The following is a 15,861-nucleotide window of genomic DNA, read 5'->3' as shown; positions in this document are numbered from 1 at the left end:
GGCGTCGGCGGGGAGGGCGCGGTAGGACCACGAGAACACCGTGCGGATGTCGCTGTCGGCATCATCGGCCCGGAAGGGGCCGAGGTCAGCGGCGTGCGTGATCTCGTGGACCACGGCGTGCAGGTCCTCTGATCGAGTGCCGGCCAGGCGCGCACCGGCGATCGCCAACGCCAGCGGAAGGCGGCCGCAGGCCTGGGCGACGGCGTGCAGTGCGTCGAGGGGCAGGGCCGGCGACCGGCCCGCCAGCCGTTTGCCGAGCAGGTCCAGGGCGTCGTCCGTCGCCATCACGTCGACAACGATGGGCGCGCCGCCTTCCCTGATCGTCAGCCCTTCCAGGTCCTGCCTGCCCGTGACGATCGTCATGGCCGTGGGTGAGGAGGGGATCAGCGCGCGGATGTCTCCCGCGCTGGTGACGTTGTCGATGAGTACGAGCAGGCGCAGGTCGGCTGTGATGGTCCGGTACAGGCTGGTCCGCATCTGCGGCGATGCCGGGACGCGATGCGCCGGCACGCCCAGCGACTCCAGGCAGTTGGACAGAACGTCGGCCAGCGGGAGTCCACCGTCGCCGCCGCTGAACGCCTGCATGTCGACGAAGAGCTGGCCATCGGGAAAGGCGGCCTTGTGGCGATGAGCCCACTCGACCGCGAGGGTGGTCTTGCCGATGCCGGCGCCCCCGACGACGGCGGCAACCGCCCCTCGATCGTGCTGACGCGCCGACAGCCATGCCGCATCGAGTGCGGCCAGCTCGGACCGCCGTCCGGCGAATCCCGAGGCGGCCATCGGAAGCTGCGCCGCTCGGGGCAGGGCCAGACGGGCGCTTCCCGACAGCGTCTCGAGCTCGGCATCGACGCGCATCGGCCCCGGCGTGGCCTCTTCGCCGTTGCGGCCGGCGCGTTGCGCGGTGGCGGCCTCGACGAACGCCTCGTGTTGTTCGCCTTCGAGCCTGAGCGCCGACGCCAACATGTGCGCGGTCGTTACCCGCGGAGCCGCGACGGTGCCGCGCTCGAGATTGCGGATCGTCCGGTCGCTGACCCCGCTGCTCTCGGCCAGTTGTTGCTGAGAGAGCAGCGCACGCCGGCGACACTCGCGAAGCAATTGCCCGAACCGGTCCACCTTGTCACCCATTGATGACATGTCCCTTCGCACTGCCCTCTGACTACCGGCACGTTCATCCAGCCCACCACAGCACCTTCATCCGCGCACGCCGGTGTAGCTGATCAACCGCGCACGGTCACCCTGGGCTGCATGCTTCCGGGTTTCTGCCGGTGCGTTTCCTGTCGTCGCAAGAGATGTGCTCCCTAGCATCCTCGCGGGAGGAAATTTGATGCGTAAGGTGATCGTGCACATGCAGACCACGCTGGATGGCCGCATAAGCCGTCCCGACGGCTTGTTCTGGGAGCCCTTCCCGTGGGGCGATGAGGAAACCTCGTATGTCAACCGGAGCTTCGCCGCGGCTGACACCTGGGTCATGTCCCGCAAGCTGTACGAATTCGTGGTGCCGTACTGGGAGCAGGTCGCCGCCGGAACCGCGCCGGACATCGGTGTGCCGCCGAGCCCGGCCCGTGACGAGTTCGCCCGCCTGCTCACCGGGATGACCAAGGTCGTTTTCTCGCACACCCTGGCAGACGACCCCGCGACCCGCCGGGTGGTTCGCTCAGGCGACCTCGCCGCCGTGCTGCGGGAGCTGAAGGAGCAGCCGGGCGCCGACATCATCGCCTCGTTCGGGCCACGGACACTCGGTCCCCTGGCGAGCGTGCCCGACGTGATCGACGAGTACCTCGTCGTGGTGCATCCGGCGGTCCTCGCCGACGGACCCCGCATGTTCGACCACCTGCGGACCGATCTGCAACTGAAGCTGACCGACGCACGAGTCTTCGACGCCGGCGCCGCGGTCATGCGCTACGCCGTCCACAAGACGACCTGATCTCCGACTCCGAGGAACCGATGAACAACCGCGAAATCGCCGAATCCTTTTCCCAGCACCGATTCCAGGAGACCTTTGACCGTCTGGCCCCCGAGATCGTGTGGCGCCTGGTGGGCAACAGCGACCTGCACGGCCGCGATGAGGTGATCGCGGCCTGCCGGTCGACGCTGACGGAGAACGAAGGAACGGTCACCACATGGCCGAGGTTCGTCTCGACCGGTGACGGACCGGTGGTCGCCGTCGACGCCATCGGCCGTTACCAGAGCTCTGATGGCGTCAGCGCCGTCTCGTCCTGCGACATCTACGAGTTCACCGACGGGATGATCACCTTGATCGCCTCGTATGCCGTCGAGGTCGACGCGGAGCCGCGCTGATCAGGAAGACGTCGGTTGGGCCGCCGGGGCCGGGGCGGTCACCGGGGCGTTCACCGGGCGCCAGCGGGTCGAGACCGCGGGTGCCTTCTTCTCCACGGGACGCCGGACGGCCGCCTCCCCGCGGTTGGGCAGCGACAGGCGGATCACCTTCCACCAGGCCGACGCGACCTGCTTCGGCAGCGGGCCGCTCGTGTACGACAGCCCGTACCGCTGGAACAGGTCCTGGATCCGGGGAGCGATCTCCTTGTACCGGTTGCTCGGCATGTCCGGGAACAGGTGGTGCTCGATCTGGTGCGACAGGTTGCCGGTCATGATGTGCATGGCCTTGCTGCCGCTGATGTTGGCCGAGCCGAGCATCTGGCGCAGATACCACTCACCGCGGGTCTCGCCCTCGATGGAGGTCTTCTCGAAGGTCTCGACGCCGCTCGGGAAGTGGCCGCACATGATGACCGAGTGGGCCCACAGGTTGCGGATCAGGTTCGCCGTCGCGTTGGCCGCGATGGTGTGCAGGAACGACGGGCCGGACAGGGCCGGGTGCACGACGTAGTCCTTGAGCACCTGCTTGCCGATCTTGCGGCGGACCTTCTTGAGCGCGGCCCGGAACTTCGGGTCCTTGCGGCGCTCCTCGGTAGCCAGGTTTTTGCCCAGCTCCAGGTCGTACGCGGCGATGCCGTACTCGAAGAAACAGGCGTTGATGAAGTTCCACAACGGCTGGCCGAGGTGCATCGGGTGCCAGCGCTGGTCCTCGTCGACGCGCATGATGCCGTAGCCGAGGTCGTTGTCGCGGCCCACCACGTTGGTATACGTGTGGTGCAGCTCGTTGTGCGAGTGCTTCCACTGCTCGGCCGGGGAGGCGTGGTCCCACTCCCACTTCGTCGAGTGGATCTTCGGATCGCGCAGCCAGTCCCACTGGCCGTGCAGGATGTTGTGGCCGATCTCCATGTTCTCGAGGATCTTGGCGATCGACAGGCCGGCCGTGCCGACCAGCCACGCCGGCGGGAAGAGGGAGAACAGCAGCACCCCGCGGCTGCCGAGCTCCAGCCCGCGCTGCCAGGCGATCGTCCGCCGGATGTACGCGGCGTCCTTCTCGCCCCGGCTGCCCATGATCTCGTCCCGGATGGCGTCGAGCTCGACGCCGATGCGCTCGATGTCCTCGGGCGTGAGGTGGGCGATCGGGTTGGAATTCTTGCGCTGGATCGTCGTCATGCGGGGTCCTCTTAAAGTTCGATCTTGCAGGGGCCGGCGGCGGCGGAGATGCAGGTCTGTACGGGAATGTTGTCGCCCGGCTCGGCGACGGTGAGCCGGCCGTCGCGCAGGTCGCGCACGGCGCCCTCGCGAAGCGGCAGCACGCAGCTGAAGCAGATGCCCATCCGGCAGCCGGACGGCATCAGCACGCCGGCGGCCTCTCCGGAGTCGAGCAGCGGTTCCGAGCCGTCGGTCTCGACGACGGTGCCGGACTCGGTGAAGGTGACCGTGCCGCCCCCGCCGCTGTTGATCAGCGTCGGGCGGAAGCGCTCGGTGCGCAGCAGGTGGGCGGCGTCGCCGTCGGCCCAGTGCGTCTCCAGATCGTCGAGCATCGCGTTCGGGCCGCAGGCCCAGGTCTGCCGGTCGAACAGGTCGGGCACCAGCTCTTCCAGGTCGGCCGGCTTGAGCCGGCCGTCGACCCGGGTGTGCCGCTCGATCAGCCGGATGCGGCCGGCGGCGGCCAGGGCCCGCAGCTCGGCGCCGAAGACGACGGCCTCGCGGGTGCCCGCCGAGTGCACGACGACCACGTCGGACATCTCGTGCAACGCGCTGCGCAGCATGCCCATCACCGGGGTGATGCCGCTGCCGGCGGTGACGAACAGGGCCTTCGCCGGGCGGGTCGGGCCGAGCAGGAACTCGCCGGTGGGCGGGTCGAGATGCAGGATCTGGCCGCGCCGGGCCCGGCGGACGAGCTGGTTGCTGACCGCGCCGTCCTGCACGGTGGTGACGGTGATGGTGATCCGGCCGTCGGGGCGATCGGGCGAGCTGGTGATCGAGTACGAGCGCCAGAGGCGTACGCCGTCGACGTCCACGCCGACGCGGACGTACTGGCCGGGCTCGTGCCGTACCCAGCCGCGGCCCGGCCGCAGCACCAGGGTGACGCTGTTCTCCGTCTCCGGGCGCACCGCGTCGATCTTGGCGCGGAGCACCTGGGCATTGCGCAGCGGAGCGATCACATCCAGGTAGTCGGCGGGCACCACCGGCGTCGTGATCAGCTCGACGACCCGCCAGGCGCCGGTCCGCAGGTTGCGTATAACAGCCACGTAACAAGCGTCCTACGCAATCGGGTTAGAGTCCTGACCTGACGAAGTGAATCTCCCCATGATCTTTGTTCACCTGGTACAAGAAGGGGTGACGAAACCTCTCCCTGACGTCCGGGCTTTCCGGCTGTCACCGGAAGTCGTCGCTCCCTTACGGGAGCGACTGCCGCATGTCGCGACGCAGACCATCGATGCCATCATGGCCGAAGTGCCGGCGTATGCCGAGGCGTTCGCCGGCGATCTGGGCGCGAAAATCGAGCGGGCGGTACGGACCGCGCTCGGCACTTTTCTCGGGCTGGTGTCCCGCGCGCACGGTCCTGACCTGCAGTCCCCGCTCGCGCCGGCGCTCGAGGCGGCGTACGCGCTGGGCCGCGGCGAAGCCCGCAGCGGCCGCAGCCTCGACGCGCTGCTGGGGGCATATCGGGTCGGCGCCCGTGTCTCGTGGCACGAGCTGGCCGCGATCAGCGTCGGCACCGGGCAGCCGGCCGCGACCGTGGCGCACTTCGCCGAGCTGGTGTTCGCGTACATCGACGAGCTCTCCGCGGCGAGCGTCGCCGGGCACGCCGACGAGCTCGCCTCGTCCGGCCGGGCCCAGCTCCGCCACCTGGAGGAGCTCACCCAGGCGCTGCTGGCCGGCGAGGCCGACCACACGGTCGTCGCGGCCGCGCGGCGCGCCGACTGGTCGCCCCCGCGCACGCTGACCGCCGTCCTCGTTCCGGAGCACGCCGCCCGGACGGTGGTCGACCTGCTCGACCGTCGCACGCTGCGGCTGAGCGAGGCCGGGCCGGCCGTGCCGAACCTCTCGGTGCTGCTGGTGCCGGACGCCGACGGCAGCTCCCGGGCCGCGATCCTCGCCATGCTGCGCGGCCAGAGCGCGGTCGTCGGCCCGGCACGTCCCTGGCTGCAGGTGAAGGCGTCGTACGAGCGGGCGGTACGCACCCTCGGCGTCCCCGGCCTGTCGTCCCTGGAGCACGTCGTCGACACCGAGGACCACCTGGCCGAGCTGGTGCTGACCGCCGACCCGCAGGCGCTGGCCGACCTGCGGGCCAAGGTGCTGGAGCCGCTGTCGTCGGCCGCGGGCCGCTCGCCGAAGCTGGTCGAGACGCTGCGCAGCTGGCTGCGGCACCAGGGCAGACGCGAAGACGTGGCGGCCGAGCTGTTCGTGCACCCGCAGACGGTGCGCTACCGGATGACCAGGCTGCGAGAGCTGTACGGCGACCGGCTGCGCGACCCGGACTGGCTGTCGGCGTTGTTGATCGCCCTGGCGGTGCCGGACACGGCAACGCGACCCGCCCGTGCGAGATCGGCGGGCCGACCCGACAAGACGTGACCGAGTCAGTGGTCGCCCGTCGGGGACGAGGTTCGGTGCGCGAGCTCGGCCAGTTCGACGCGGTTGGCGGCGCCGGTCTTGCCGAGGATGTGGGAGATGTGGGAGCTGACCGTCTTCTCGCTGATCACGAGGCTGTGGGCGATCTCGGCGTAGGTGCGGCCGGCGACGATCAGCGCGACGATCTCCCGTTCCCGTGGGGTGAGACCGGGCAGACCGGGTGTCGGTGTCCGGTCGATCGGCTCCGGGGCTACCGGCACGCGGGCCGACCTGGCCAGCGCCATGATGTTGGCCAGTAATGGCTGGGCTTCCAGATCGACCGCCAGCTGGTATGCGCGGCGCAGGGCCGCTGTGCCCTGCGTTCGACTCGCCCGGTGCGGGATCGCCGCCTCGGCTGTGCGCCACTGTGCGTACGCCTCGTCCCAGCCCAGCTCCGCCGCGCCGCATGCCTCGGCGACTCGCGACCACGCCTGTGCAGTGCCGGGATCGCCGCGTCCACGCGCGTACTCAGCGTCGTACCACGCCTGCATGGCCGCCCCGGTCCGGCGAAGAAGCAGGCCGGGTCCGAGTTCGACCACCACAGCGGGGAACTTGAGACGCAAGCTCTCGAGCTCCGCGAGGACCGCAGTCGCATCGGCGGCGACGTCGTGGCGCCGCTGGATCTCGTCGGCCAGCGCTCGAGCGGCGAGCGGTACCAGCCGTTCGACGAAGTTCGGTGTGGTGTCCTGACCGAGTCCGGTGAGGGCCGCGGCGACGGCGGCCGGCGCGTCGCCGGCTGCCACGGCCAGCTCGGCGCGGACGGCGTCGAAGGCGGTGGTGCTGAAACCGGACTGTTCGGCGAACAGTTCCTCGGCGCGGGTGAGGTGGGCCCTGGCCTCTGCGGTTCTGCCCTGCCAGCAGGCCAGCAACGCCGCCGTGAGGCGGGAGTAGGTATCGGCGTGCCGTCCCGGGCTGGCGCCCAGCGCCACTCGTAGCCGGTCCCGGCAGGTTCGCGGATCACCGCGAAGGAGGTACCCGTCCGCTTCGCTGACCGACAGCCAGGCGACGTAGGCGTGCGGGGCGCCGAGCTCGACCATCTCCTCGCGACATCGGCGAAGGTGCGCGAGGACCGGTGCGGCGTGAACGTAGTCCACACAATTGCAGTACCAGAGTGTGGCGTGCACGTAGCCGAAGAAGTCTCCTGCTCGGATCGCGGCCTGCCGAGCCTCCTCCGCTTGGGCTCGGCCTGCCGGGAACGTGTCCTCGTCCGCCGCCATCTGGATGGCCATCACCTCGGCCACGAGAGCGTAGGTGAGCGCCCGGTCGGAGTCGCAGGTGCGCGCCAGCCGGGCCGCCTCGACGGCCCGGGCCGGCCCGGGCGGCAGGTCGTGCCAGATCTCGGCGTCGGCGAGCTCCGCCATGGCCAGCACATGCTGCGGGCTGCCCGGCTGGGTGGCGGCCAGCCGGACGGCCTCGTGCATTCCTTCGACGGCGAAGAACTCGGTACCGGTCAGGAAGCGCAGATGCATTCGCCGCACCAGCAGTTCGGCGACGGTCAACGGCTGATGGTCGGGGTCGATCACCGAGAGCAGTTCGTCGACGGCTGCCAGTTCCTCCTCGTACAGGCCGGACTCCTCGGCGGCGGCCCGGATCCGGTGCAGCAGATCCGGGCGGGTCACCTCCGGGTCATCGACCCGCGGGTGCAGGTCCAACGCCCGCCGCAGCAGGCGTGTTCTCTCCGCGGCACCTCCGGCCTTCTCCGCGGCGACGGCACCCCGCAGAGCCCAGCGGAAGGCTCGCACGACGTCACCGGCGCGATGGTGATGATCGGCGATGTCGATCACCAGCTCCGCGCTCTCGGCCATGTCCGGTGCCGAGGTGAGGGCGGCCGCGAACAGGGTGTGCCAGTGCTGCCTTTCCTCCGGCAACATGCCGTCCGCGAGGACTTCGGCCAGCAATGGGTGCACGAACCAGTACCGGCCGTCGGCACCCGCGGCGAGGACGCCGCCGTCGACGGCTTCGCGCAGCGTGGCGAGCAAGTCGCCGCCCGGATCGAGTACGGCCGCGAGCTGGGCGGCGCGCTGCGGCCGGGCGGCCACGGCGATCACCCGGGTCGCTTCCCGGGCCGGCGGAGACAAGTCGTACCAGGCGCGGGAGACGGCGTCGCGGAGCTCATGGGGGACACCGGCCGGCACCACCGACGCATCCGCCGGCAGCCTGCGCGCCAACAGCGCCGTCAGATAGGCGTTTCCCCGGGTCCGGGCGAACACGTCGTCGACCAATGACTCGCGCGGAGGCCGGCCGAGCAAGCCGGCCAACTGCTGCCCGGTGGCCGGACGGTCGAGCGGACCAACGAGCAGTTCCTCGACACGCGGCAGACGGCGGACATCGGCCAGCCATCGGCGCACCGCAACGCTGAGATCGCTGTCATCGGAGCGGAATGTGCCCACCACGGCCAGCCTGCGCTCCGCCGGCCCGGCGATGAGATACATCAGCACGTCCAGCGTGCTCTGGTCCGCCCACTGCAGATCATCGACCACGAGCAGCACCGGCCGGCGTCGGCAGAGGCCGTCCAGCCAGCTCTCCACACCGACCAGGCCGGCATCGAAATCCGGTGCCGGCTCATCCCGGCCGGCCGCCCGGTCCCGCCAGGCCGAAACCAACGGCAGAAACGGCACCACCAGCGACGACAGCGGCAGGCAGCCTGCCCACAGCACCTCGGCGTCGTCAGGGACTCGTCCGCACGTGTCGCGCACCAGAGCCGTCTTACCGACACCGGCCTGCCCGGACAGCAGCAACACCGCGGCATGACCATCGGCGGCACCCCGGACCAGGCCCAGCAGTGCCTCCCGCTCGTCGGCTCGCCCGACCAGCGCTCGACGGATTCCACCGCCCATCACATCCGTCAGCATCCCACCGCCGCCGATCGACCCGCGTCCTCTGAGGGTTCACAGCAGGAATTTGAGGGTCAGCCTCCGATGTACGCCGACTCGGGCCGCAGCAGCCTGAAGGCATCACATCCAGCGTTGCCTCCGGAGGAGGATGAAGGTGTTCCCGAATCGCACGTCGCAGCAGCAGTTTCTGAGCTCAACGCCGTATCAGGACCTGACGATCGATCTCGACGACCAGGCGGCACCCGAACCCGTCCCGATCCTGCAGCAGCTTCGTCAACGTCCGATCCGGCGAACGGTGCGAACCGCCGCTCTCACTGTTGCCGCGGCCGCTGCCCTGCTTGTCGCAAACGCCCTGCAGGGAGGCGACGTTGCCGCCCCACCGCTGCCGGCCGCAGCGGGAAGCGGCGAGCAGCGTGTCCGCCTGATCGCCCCCGCAACGGCAACACCGGGCTCGCACCTCGTCGTGCTGGGCCACCGCAACCCGGTCCTGTGCGGAGCCGCGGAGCTCCGCTTCGACGGCCTCCCGGTACGGCACAAGGTCATCGCTTACGCCGGCCGAACTCTCGGCAGCGCCTACCAGCAGGTCTTCATGTCGATGGACCTGCCGCGCTCAGCTACACCCGGGACCCACCGAATCGACCTGTTCGGACCCGTTCGATCCACGAGCGGCAGCACCTGCGGCGATGTCCCGGAACGCCAAGCACGAATCGACACGACCTCCATCTCGATCAGCGAGCCGCAAATCTGACACCATTCACGAGGGCGGTCTTGCCGACGCGCATCGCCGGCGATGAGCACCGTGCCGGACCGCCCACCGGCTGGGGCGTTGACCACGTAGAGCAGCACCTGCCGCTCGGCGGCCTTCCCGACCAGCAGCCGACGCCCGCCGTCTGCCATTCCGTCTGCATCCGGCCTGCAACGTTGCCTTCGGCGTCCACAATCGCAACCGTGCCCATCGTGATGCGCGCGCCGATGATGCGACGAGTGTTCCACGCCGTCGTTTCACTGCTGGGCTCGATCGGTGGGGCCTTCTGGATCACTCCGGTCAGCTGGACGACTGTGTCTGCCACCATAGCCACGATCGGCTTCCTTGCCGTCGCGGTTCGCTTGTGGTTCCTGCGCGTCGAGGTCCACCCAGGGGACCTGGTCCTGGTCAACTGGATCCGCACGGTGCGGGTGCCATGGCGGACAGTGGACGGCTTCCGGCACAACGACCGAGGGATCTGGGTACGACGCACCGACGGCGCCGACGTCCGCATGTCGGCGTTCGACCACTTCTGGCAGGGGCCCAATCCATGGCGCGAACGGACGATGCGGTCGGTGGAGGCTCAGCTCGAGGACGCCAGGAAGATGCACCGGTCCGGCTAGGCCGGCTATCGCGTCTCATCGAGCGTCTGGAGCGCGGCCAGGAATGCGGACCGGTCCTCCTCCGCGACCTGGCGCAGTAATGTCTCCTCCGCTGCGCGGATGTCGCCCTGCACGGCTGCGTGCAGCTTGCCGCCCGCGGAGGTCAGGCTCAGCAGGCGTACCCGCCGGTCCGCCGGGTCCGGCTCCCGCGTGATGAGCCCTCGCCGCTGCAGGTCGTCGAGCACCGGGATGAGCCGCGTCTTGTCCGCGCCGATGGCCGCGGCGAGCGCCGCCTGCGTACGCATCGGCCTGTCCTTCAGTGCGGTCAGCACGACGTAGGCCCACATCGAGATCTCATGGGCGGCCAGGATCGGCTCCTCCATCGCGAACAGGCGACGGCCGAGCCGTCCCACCATGGCTCCGAGATCCGCGCGCTCCACGCCCTAAGCCTTTCACGCCTTGACAGATCGTAAGCTCAGGTAGATCGTAGGCTTACGCATACAATCTCATGGAGGGAGCAAACCGTGGGTGTTCAACTCGGGATGGTCGGGCTCGATGTACGTGATCTTCGGCGGTCGATCGCCTTCTACCGTCTTCTCGGACTTGATCTGCGTGATCCGCATCCTGATCAGCCGGTGTCCATCTGCAGAATGGAGAGCGGTGTCAGCCTTGTTCTCGCCGAGGGCTTCGCCGCGAGCAGCGATCCGAGCTGGGTCCGCCCGGAGCGCGGCTACCAGCAGGTCCTGGAGTTCTTCGTCGGTGACGACGCGGCCGTCGACGCCGAATGGGACAGGCTCACATCCGCTGGCTACCACGGAAGGATGCCACCGACGAGGACGACCGGACCGTACGCGGCAATGATCGACGACCCGGACGGCAACGTCGTGCTGATCTCCTCGGACGCCGCCGCGGACCCCAGCACGGCCGCGGCGTGATCGAGCAGAGCCGAACGGTCCGACGACGACACCCGGCTTCCGCCGGCGAAGGGAAGATCTGTGAAACCTGAGTACGAGGCGCGTTTCCTGGACATCGACCCCAGCACGATCACCGCGCGCCTCAGCGCCCGCGGCGGACGGCAGGTCATGGCCCGCACCCTGATGCGTCGGATCGTGTTCGTCAACGACGACATCGACTCCCGGGGTGGATGGCTGCGCCTACGCAACCAGGGCGAACGAACCTTCCTCACCTACAAACAGGTCGCCCACAACGGTCCGTCGTCCATCGACAGCATCCTTGAGGCCGAGACCGAGGTCGTCGACTTCGAGAACACCCGTGCCCTCCTCGAAGCCATGGGCTACACCGCAAAGCGCTATCAGGAGAATTACCGCGAAGAGTGGAAACTCGACGGCGTCACCTACGACATCGACACCTGGCCCGGCCTGACCACCTACCTCGAAATCGAGGGTGAGAGCGAACAAGCGGTACACGAGGCCGCCGCCGCGCTCGACTTGGACCCGACCCTCGCGTCGTACGGCAGCGTCGACGAGGTTTATCTACAGGTACTCGGCCGCGACATCCTCGGCGAGTCGTCATTGACCTTCGCGAGTACTGACTAACCGAGCCCATGTCAGCCGGCAGTGCCGCCAAAGGTGGTCCAACCAGCGCAACCCATAGATCGCGGGGCGTCCGGGGTTCGGCCCTCGGAATCAGTACAGTGGGCCGCCGGGGACTCGAACCCCGAACCTAAGGATTAAAAGTCTGGATAGAACCGTTCTAACCGTAAGAGTCTATTCGTACGGTACTGTCCGCACCGTACGCAGTCAATCCCGCTGGATTGTCGCTGGTCCAGGTATCGCGGCCGATGATGAGGAGGCCGGCAGTCGCCGCTGTCCCTATGTGTCCAGTGCGATCCGCCCCAGGTATCCGACATCCGAGCAGCCACGGAGCAGCCAGACCTGCGACGCGACGTACTCATCTGGCACCCCTCTGTGTCAAGGGACGGTGAGAAGCGGTGTTCTAGGCTGTGGTTCGGCGGGTCCGGGAAGTGACTTCTCCGAAGTGTCGATCTTGGGGTTTGGGTCGGCCGCGCTGGATTTCAGAGTCGCCCCCATGTGTCCTCCCGGACCCGTCCCGGCGGTTTTGGCGTCGGCGACCATGCGCCGGTAGACGATGTCGGACAGGCGTCGTTTCAGCGCGCGCATGGCTTCCATCGGGGTTTTGCCGGCAGCAAGTTTGCGCCGGTAGTACCGACGGCCTTCGGTGTCTCGGCGGAGTTGGACCACGGCCATGATGTGCAGGACGCGGTTGATGCGCCGGTTGCCGGCCCGCGATAGCCGGTGACGTTTCTGGTCGCCGGATGAGGCGTCGATGGGTGCGGTGCCGTTCCAAGACGCGAAGTGAGCGCGGCTGGTGAAGCGGCCGATGTCGCCGATGTCACCGAGCAGTCGGGCGGCGCCGGTCGGGCCGATGCCGGTGAGTTCCTGCAGGGTGCTGCCGGTTGTGTTCACCAGCTCGGTGAGTTCGGCGTTGGCGATTTTGATCTTCTTGTCAATGACGGCGAGCTCGTGGATGAGTTCCGAGGCCAGCCAGCGGCGGGTCTTGCCGACGACATCACGTGGGCGCACGGTGTTGAGCAGCGCGCGAGCCTGCTGAGTCGACAGGAACTTCTTCGCCCCACCCGGCACCAGCTCGACCAGCAGATGATGCAGTCGGCTGACGGTCTCGGTTCGGGTGCGGCCGAGCAGTTCGCGGCGGTCGACGAGCAGCCGCAACGCGACCATGGTGTCGTCTACGGTGACATGCCGCAGGTTGTCGGTGCGCAGGGCGACCACGGCGACGCTGTGCGCGTCGACCGGATCAGTTTTGCGGCCCTGGCCGGTGGCGAAAACGCGGGCTCGGGCGGACAGCTTCGCGGGCACGTCCAAGACGGTCTCGCCGTCGGCAACCAGGCGCTGGGCGACGTGCCGGCCGATACCGCTACAGCCTTCGACTGCCCAGATCCGGTCGTTGTGTTTGCGGCCGGCCGCGAGCATCGCTCGGTAGCCGTCGCGGTCGGTGCTGAAGCGGCCCTGGCCGATGGGCTTCTCGCGGTGGTTCATGATCTCGATGGTCGCGGACCGCTTGTGCGGGTCCACGCCGATGACGACTCGCGTCACTGTTCTTCCTCCCCGGTTCCGACAAAGACGTCGGCGGGAGGGCAGCGCTACTTCGAGCTGGGCATACCCCTCTTGAGCCTCTCCGCGCCGCGGTGACCGGCAGAGCACACGCCAGATGAGAGTCACACCAAACCACGGTGGACAGCCGCAGACAGAGCGTTCCACCGGTCACCTCGACCAAGCCTGGCCGGGCTGCGGTCGTAGATCAATCAAACAAGTAGCCGATGATAGTGAGCAGTGAACGAAAGTGGCGAGTTGTACTATTGCACCGGTTCCGGGCCGCCGGACCTTCTCTCCGGAGACACAAGAACACCGTTAGCGAGACAGTCCGGCAGCCAGTGCATGCCTACACCAGGTCGACCTGTGCGATCGCGACGGGGACTTGAAGTCGGCGAATGGTGCGGTACTGACTGATCAAGGCGACCTTGGCGATGGTGAATAGCCCCTGTGGCAACTGGTGTCGTGGTGGTGTAGCGATGGCGTAGATGACTTTGCTGGGCCACGGATTAGTGGCGGCTGGATGGCCGGGAGAGAGCTTATCCAGGTGTCGACACAGGTCGCGAATGAAAGCTTCGTCGCGGTCCACCAGGAGCAGCGTCGAGGCGGCGCCCTGAGTGAACAGATGGCTGAGGCTTTGTGAGCTGTCCGCGCGCTTGACATGGATGAATGTTCGATCCCGTAAGAGGATGTCGCAGTGTTCGACGAATGTGCGTCCCAGCGCGGAGCGCCCCAGCTTGGTATCCATGCAAACGGCATTTCCCAGCGCCTTCGCTGCTTCGGTGTTGTAATGCTTCTCGCTCCATGAACGCTGCCAGGGAATTAGACCGAGGCCACGATCAACCGGGATCTGTCTGATTTGTTTCTCGATCCGGTCGATCCGCGTTTGCTTCACCTGGAACCATCGGCCGAGGGTTAGCAGCCACGTTGCTTGGCCATCGGTGGTTTCGTGCACGATCCAGCGCCGCAGCGGCTCGTTGATCTGGTCGTTTCCGGTGGTGGACACGGCTACCAGTCGAACTCGGCTCAACATCGCCGTGGTCAGCGGCCCTTTAAGTCCCGTCAACAGCTCGAGAACAGCCTCGATGGCGAAGTCGGCGACTGGATATCGTTTGCCGCCGGGCAGTAGGAGGTCGAACCGGTCGATATCGGCAAAATCGAACGGTTCGACGGGGGCTATCCCCGAGGTCGTCAGGTCTCCTCGGCTGACCGTGTCGACCAGTCGGTTCTCCAGGTGCGTAACCTCGCGGGAACCGCGGCGCAGCGGCGTCATGTCCTCGACGATGGCGAGAGGGTCGTCGTCCTGAAGGGGAATGTTGAGTAGATCCACGAGTCGCCGCGCTTTCTGCAGTGCAACGTCGATGTCGGCGACGCACGGGAGGCGGTAACTGTCTCCCGCCGTCACTGTTGATGGGGTGTCGTCGCCATCGTCGACGGCTGTTCGGCCAGTCAGCCGGCACACCCAGTCGCCATCGAAATCGAACCCGAACGCGTCAACGTCCTGATGGATGGGGAAGGTGGTGGTCCGCAGCGGACCCGTGGCGTCGATGCTGCGTAATTCGCTGTGCCGCATGTGGTCGCGGTCCAGAGTGCGGGCCCCCGCCCGGAGGCCGAAGCCTGGCTCATACGCGTCGGGGTCAAGCAGGTGCCGCCCTTGACCGAATGTGAACGCAATGAGCCGATGTCCGCACGGAACAATGACCAGGAGACCTACGGAAGGGCTGCGTAAGCTGGCAAGCCCGTGGATCTGCCAATCAAGCTGTTCCGCCCAACCTGGCGTTTGCTCATCGGGCGGCGAGATTCGCAGGAACGCACGCGCTGATCCGCCAGCGGCGCTGCACGGAACCGACTGGATCTCGTGGTTCCTCTCCCCCTTGGGCCGATACTCCTCTCGCAGAGCCTGTGCAGCTGTCCTTACATCCCGCTGCAGGAGGTAGGTCGAGAATTGGATCTTCGGCGGTAACTTTCGAACGCTTGTTCGCATATTCACCCTTTCGTGGACCCTCGTTCAGCATGAAGGTGCGAGTGACGCCAAGTAAGTGAGTGAATACGGATCGTCATATGGTGAGAAGGGAAAACGCGGACGCGGCTCGCAGACCGCGGTCAATCCCGCATCTGCCGCGCGCCGGGCCGGATCGCTGCTGACGTGGGCGGACAACGGTCGTGCTGGTCAACGGCAGCGCGGCGCCGACTAACGGAGGCGGCCGCACCACATTGCCCGTCGACCTTCAGAGAGTCCATGTCGATCCGTGCCGCACTCCTTCTCCTCAAACTTTCGGTGGCCATCGTGTTCGCCGCGTACGCGACCGCCCTCGCCGTCCTGGCCCGCATCTACCCGCCGCGGCGGCGGTCGCCCGCCAGCGGAATCGCCTTCGCGGCCACACCCACACTGGCGATCGCAGTGATTGGACTCGCCTGCGCAGTCCGGGCTTTGCCGATCGTGGCGCAGGCCGTGCCCAAGCTTGTGTACCGGCCGCTTTCGTTGCGCCGGAACTTCGAGCAGATCTTGTGCCGCGCGTGTAGTTACGGGCTCGGTCGAGCTCGTCGACGAGCGCCTCGCCGCGGCGAGCGGATCGGGGCGGCCGGCGGCACTCTGTGAGCACGCTTAACCGCCTCGCCCTCGGCGTAGCGTGGAGCGC

General features: G+C 67.8%; 15 protein-coding genes. 8 read left to right on the top strand and 7 right to left on the bottom strand.

Annotated features, from left to right (window positions below; genetic code table 11):
* Nucleotides 1-1,125, bottom strand: a 1,125-nt coding sequence (locus AB0M20_RS00665; protein ID WP_364291449.1) for a helix-turn-helix domain-containing protein, incomplete at its 3' end; no start/stop codon positions are given.
* A 199-nt stretch (nt 1,126-1,324) separates the two neighbouring features.
* Between AB0M20_RS00665 and AB0M20_RS00660 the strand changes: the two genes are divergently transcribed.
* On the top strand, nt 1,325-1,924 hold the full coding sequence (locus AB0M20_RS00660) for a dihydrofolate reductase family protein (RefSeq protein ID WP_364291446.1): 600 nt from the start codon (nt 1,325-1,327) through the stop codon (nt 1,922-1,924).
* A 20-nt stretch (nt 1,925-1,944) separates the two neighbouring features.
* Nucleotides 1,945-2,298: a nuclear transport factor 2 family protein gene (locus AB0M20_RS00655; RefSeq protein ID WP_364291443.1), complete on the top strand. Its 354-nt coding sequence runs from the start codon at nt 1,945-1,947 to the stop codon at nt 2,296-2,298.
* On the opposite strand, the gene AB0M20_RS00650 is transcribed toward AB0M20_RS00655, so the two are convergent.
* A complete protein-coding gene (locus tag AB0M20_RS00650) occupies nt 2,299-3,504 on the bottom strand; it encodes an acyl-CoA desaturase (RefSeq protein ID WP_364291440.1) in 1,206 nt (401 codons plus the stop codon).
* A gap of 11 nt (nt 3,505-3,515) precedes the next feature.
* Nucleotides 3,516-4,586 carry a ferredoxin reductase gene (locus tag AB0M20_RS00645; protein ID WP_364291437.1) on the bottom strand — a complete coding sequence of 357 codons (1,071 nt, stop codon included), beginning with the start codon at nt 4,584-4,586 and terminating at the stop codon, nt 3,516-3,518.
* Nucleotides 4,587-4,782: 196 nt separating this feature from the next.
* On the opposite strand from AB0M20_RS00645, the gene AB0M20_RS00640 reads away from it, so the two are divergent.
* Nucleotides 4,783-5,913 carry a helix-turn-helix domain-containing protein gene (locus AB0M20_RS00640; RefSeq protein ID WP_364291434.1) on the top strand — a complete coding sequence of 377 codons (1,131 nt, stop codon included), beginning with the start codon at nt 4,783-4,785 and terminating at the stop codon, nt 5,911-5,913.
* Between the two features lie 5 nt (nt 5,914-5,918).
* On the opposite strand, the gene AB0M20_RS00635 is transcribed toward AB0M20_RS00640, so the two are convergent.
* Entirely contained in the window at nt 5,919-8,801 is a 2,883-nt protein-coding gene (locus AB0M20_RS00635; protein ID WP_364291431.1) for an AAA family ATPase, read from the bottom strand.
* Nucleotides 8,802-8,931: 130 nt separating this feature from the next.
* Between AB0M20_RS00635 and AB0M20_RS00630 the strand changes: the two genes are divergently transcribed.
* Both AB0M20_RS00630 and AB0M20_RS00625 read left to right on the top strand, forming a co-directional pair.
* Nucleotides 8,932-9,531 carry a hypothetical protein gene (locus AB0M20_RS00630; protein ID WP_364291428.1) on the top strand — a complete coding sequence of 200 codons (600 nt, stop codon included), beginning with the start codon at nt 8,932-8,934 and terminating at the stop codon, nt 9,529-9,531.
* 200 nt (nt 9,532-9,731) lie between these two features.
* Entirely contained in the window at nt 9,732-10,151 is a 420-nt protein-coding gene (locus tag AB0M20_RS00625; RefSeq protein ID WP_364291425.1) for a PH domain-containing protein, read from the top strand.
* A gap of 5 nt (nt 10,152-10,156) precedes the next feature.
* On the opposite strand, the gene AB0M20_RS00620 is transcribed toward AB0M20_RS00625, so the two are convergent.
* Nucleotides 10,157-10,570 carry a MarR family transcriptional regulator gene (locus AB0M20_RS00620; protein ID WP_364291422.1) on the bottom strand — a complete coding sequence of 138 codons (414 nt, stop codon included), beginning with the start codon at nt 10,568-10,570 and terminating at the stop codon, nt 10,157-10,159.
* A gap of 84 nt (nt 10,571-10,654) precedes the next feature.
* On the opposite strand from AB0M20_RS00620, the gene AB0M20_RS00615 reads away from it, so the two are divergent.
* Together AB0M20_RS00615 and AB0M20_RS00610 are read left to right on the top strand one after the other, a co-directional pair.
* Nucleotides 10,655-11,065, top strand: coding sequence for a VOC family protein (locus tag AB0M20_RS00615; protein WP_364291419.1), 411 nt, complete (start codon nt 10,655-10,657; stop codon nt 11,063-11,065).
* A gap of 60 nt (nt 11,066-11,125) precedes the next feature.
* A complete protein-coding gene (locus tag AB0M20_RS00610) occupies nt 11,126-11,686 on the top strand; it encodes a class IV adenylate cyclase (RefSeq protein WP_364291416.1) in 561 nt (186 codons plus the stop codon).
* Between the two features lie 375 nt (nt 11,687-12,061).
* On the opposite strand, the gene AB0M20_RS00605 is transcribed toward AB0M20_RS00610, so the two are convergent.
* Both AB0M20_RS00605 and AB0M20_RS00600 read right to left on the bottom strand, forming a co-directional pair.
* Nucleotides 12,062-13,225: an IS110 family transposase gene (locus AB0M20_RS00605; RefSeq protein WP_364291413.1), complete on the bottom strand. Its 1,164-nt coding sequence runs from the start codon at nt 13,223-13,225 to the stop codon at nt 12,062-12,064.
* A gap of 346 nt (nt 13,226-13,571) precedes the next feature.
* Nucleotides 13,572-15,206, bottom strand: a complete 1,635-nt coding sequence (locus tag AB0M20_RS00600; RefSeq protein ID WP_364291410.1) for a DUF6119 family protein — start codon at nt 15,204-15,206, stop codon at nt 13,572-13,574.
* Nucleotides 15,207-15,461: 255 nt separating this feature from the next.
* On the opposite strand from AB0M20_RS00600, the gene AB0M20_RS00595 reads away from it, so the two are divergent.
* The gene (locus AB0M20_RS00595; RefSeq protein WP_364291407.1) at nt 15,462-15,821 is read left to right on the top strand and encodes a hypothetical protein; all 360 of its coding nucleotides are present in this window, start codon (nt 15,462-15,464) and stop codon (nt 15,819-15,821) included.
* The last annotated feature ends 40 nt before the right edge of the window (nt 15,822-15,861 follow it).

The organism is Actinoplanes sp. NPDC051633 (assembly GCF_040681735.1).
Classification (GTDB): Bacteria; Actinomycetota; Actinomycetes; order Mycobacteriales; family Micromonosporaceae; genus Actinoplanes.
This window is presented reverse-complemented; position numbering and strand designations above follow the sequence as displayed.

Bases quoted from the DNA above. Each gene is read 5' to 3' on its own strand.
- AB0M20_RS00655 (WP_364291443.1), top strand. From the start codon at position 1,945: ATGAACAACCGCGAAATCGCCGAATCCTTTTCCCAGCACCGATTCCAG.
- AB0M20_RS00630 (WP_364291428.1), top strand. From the start codon at position 8,932: ATGAAGGTGTTCCCGAATCGCACGTCGCAGCAGCAGTTTCTGAGCTCA.
- AB0M20_RS00635 (WP_364291431.1), bottom strand. From the start codon at position 8,801: ATGCTGACGGATGTGATGGGCGGTGGAATCCGTCGAGCGCTGGTCGGG.
- AB0M20_RS00600 (WP_364291410.1), bottom strand. From the start codon at position 15,206: ATGCGAACAAGCGTTCGAAAGTTACCGCCGAAGATCCAATTCTCGACC.
- AB0M20_RS00595 (WP_364291407.1), top strand. From the start codon at position 15,462: ATGTCGATCCGTGCCGCACTCCTTCTCCTCAAACTTTCGGTGGCCATC.
- AB0M20_RS00650 (WP_364291440.1), bottom strand. From the start codon at position 3,504: ATGACGACGATCCAGCGCAAGAATTCCAACCCGATCGCCCACCTCACG.
- AB0M20_RS00640 (WP_364291434.1), top strand. From the start codon at position 4,783: ATGGCCGAAGTGCCGGCGTATGCCGAGGCGTTCGCCGGCGATCTGGGC.
- AB0M20_RS00660 (WP_364291446.1), top strand. From the start codon at position 1,325: ATGCGTAAGGTGATCGTGCACATGCAGACCACGCTGGATGGCCGCATA.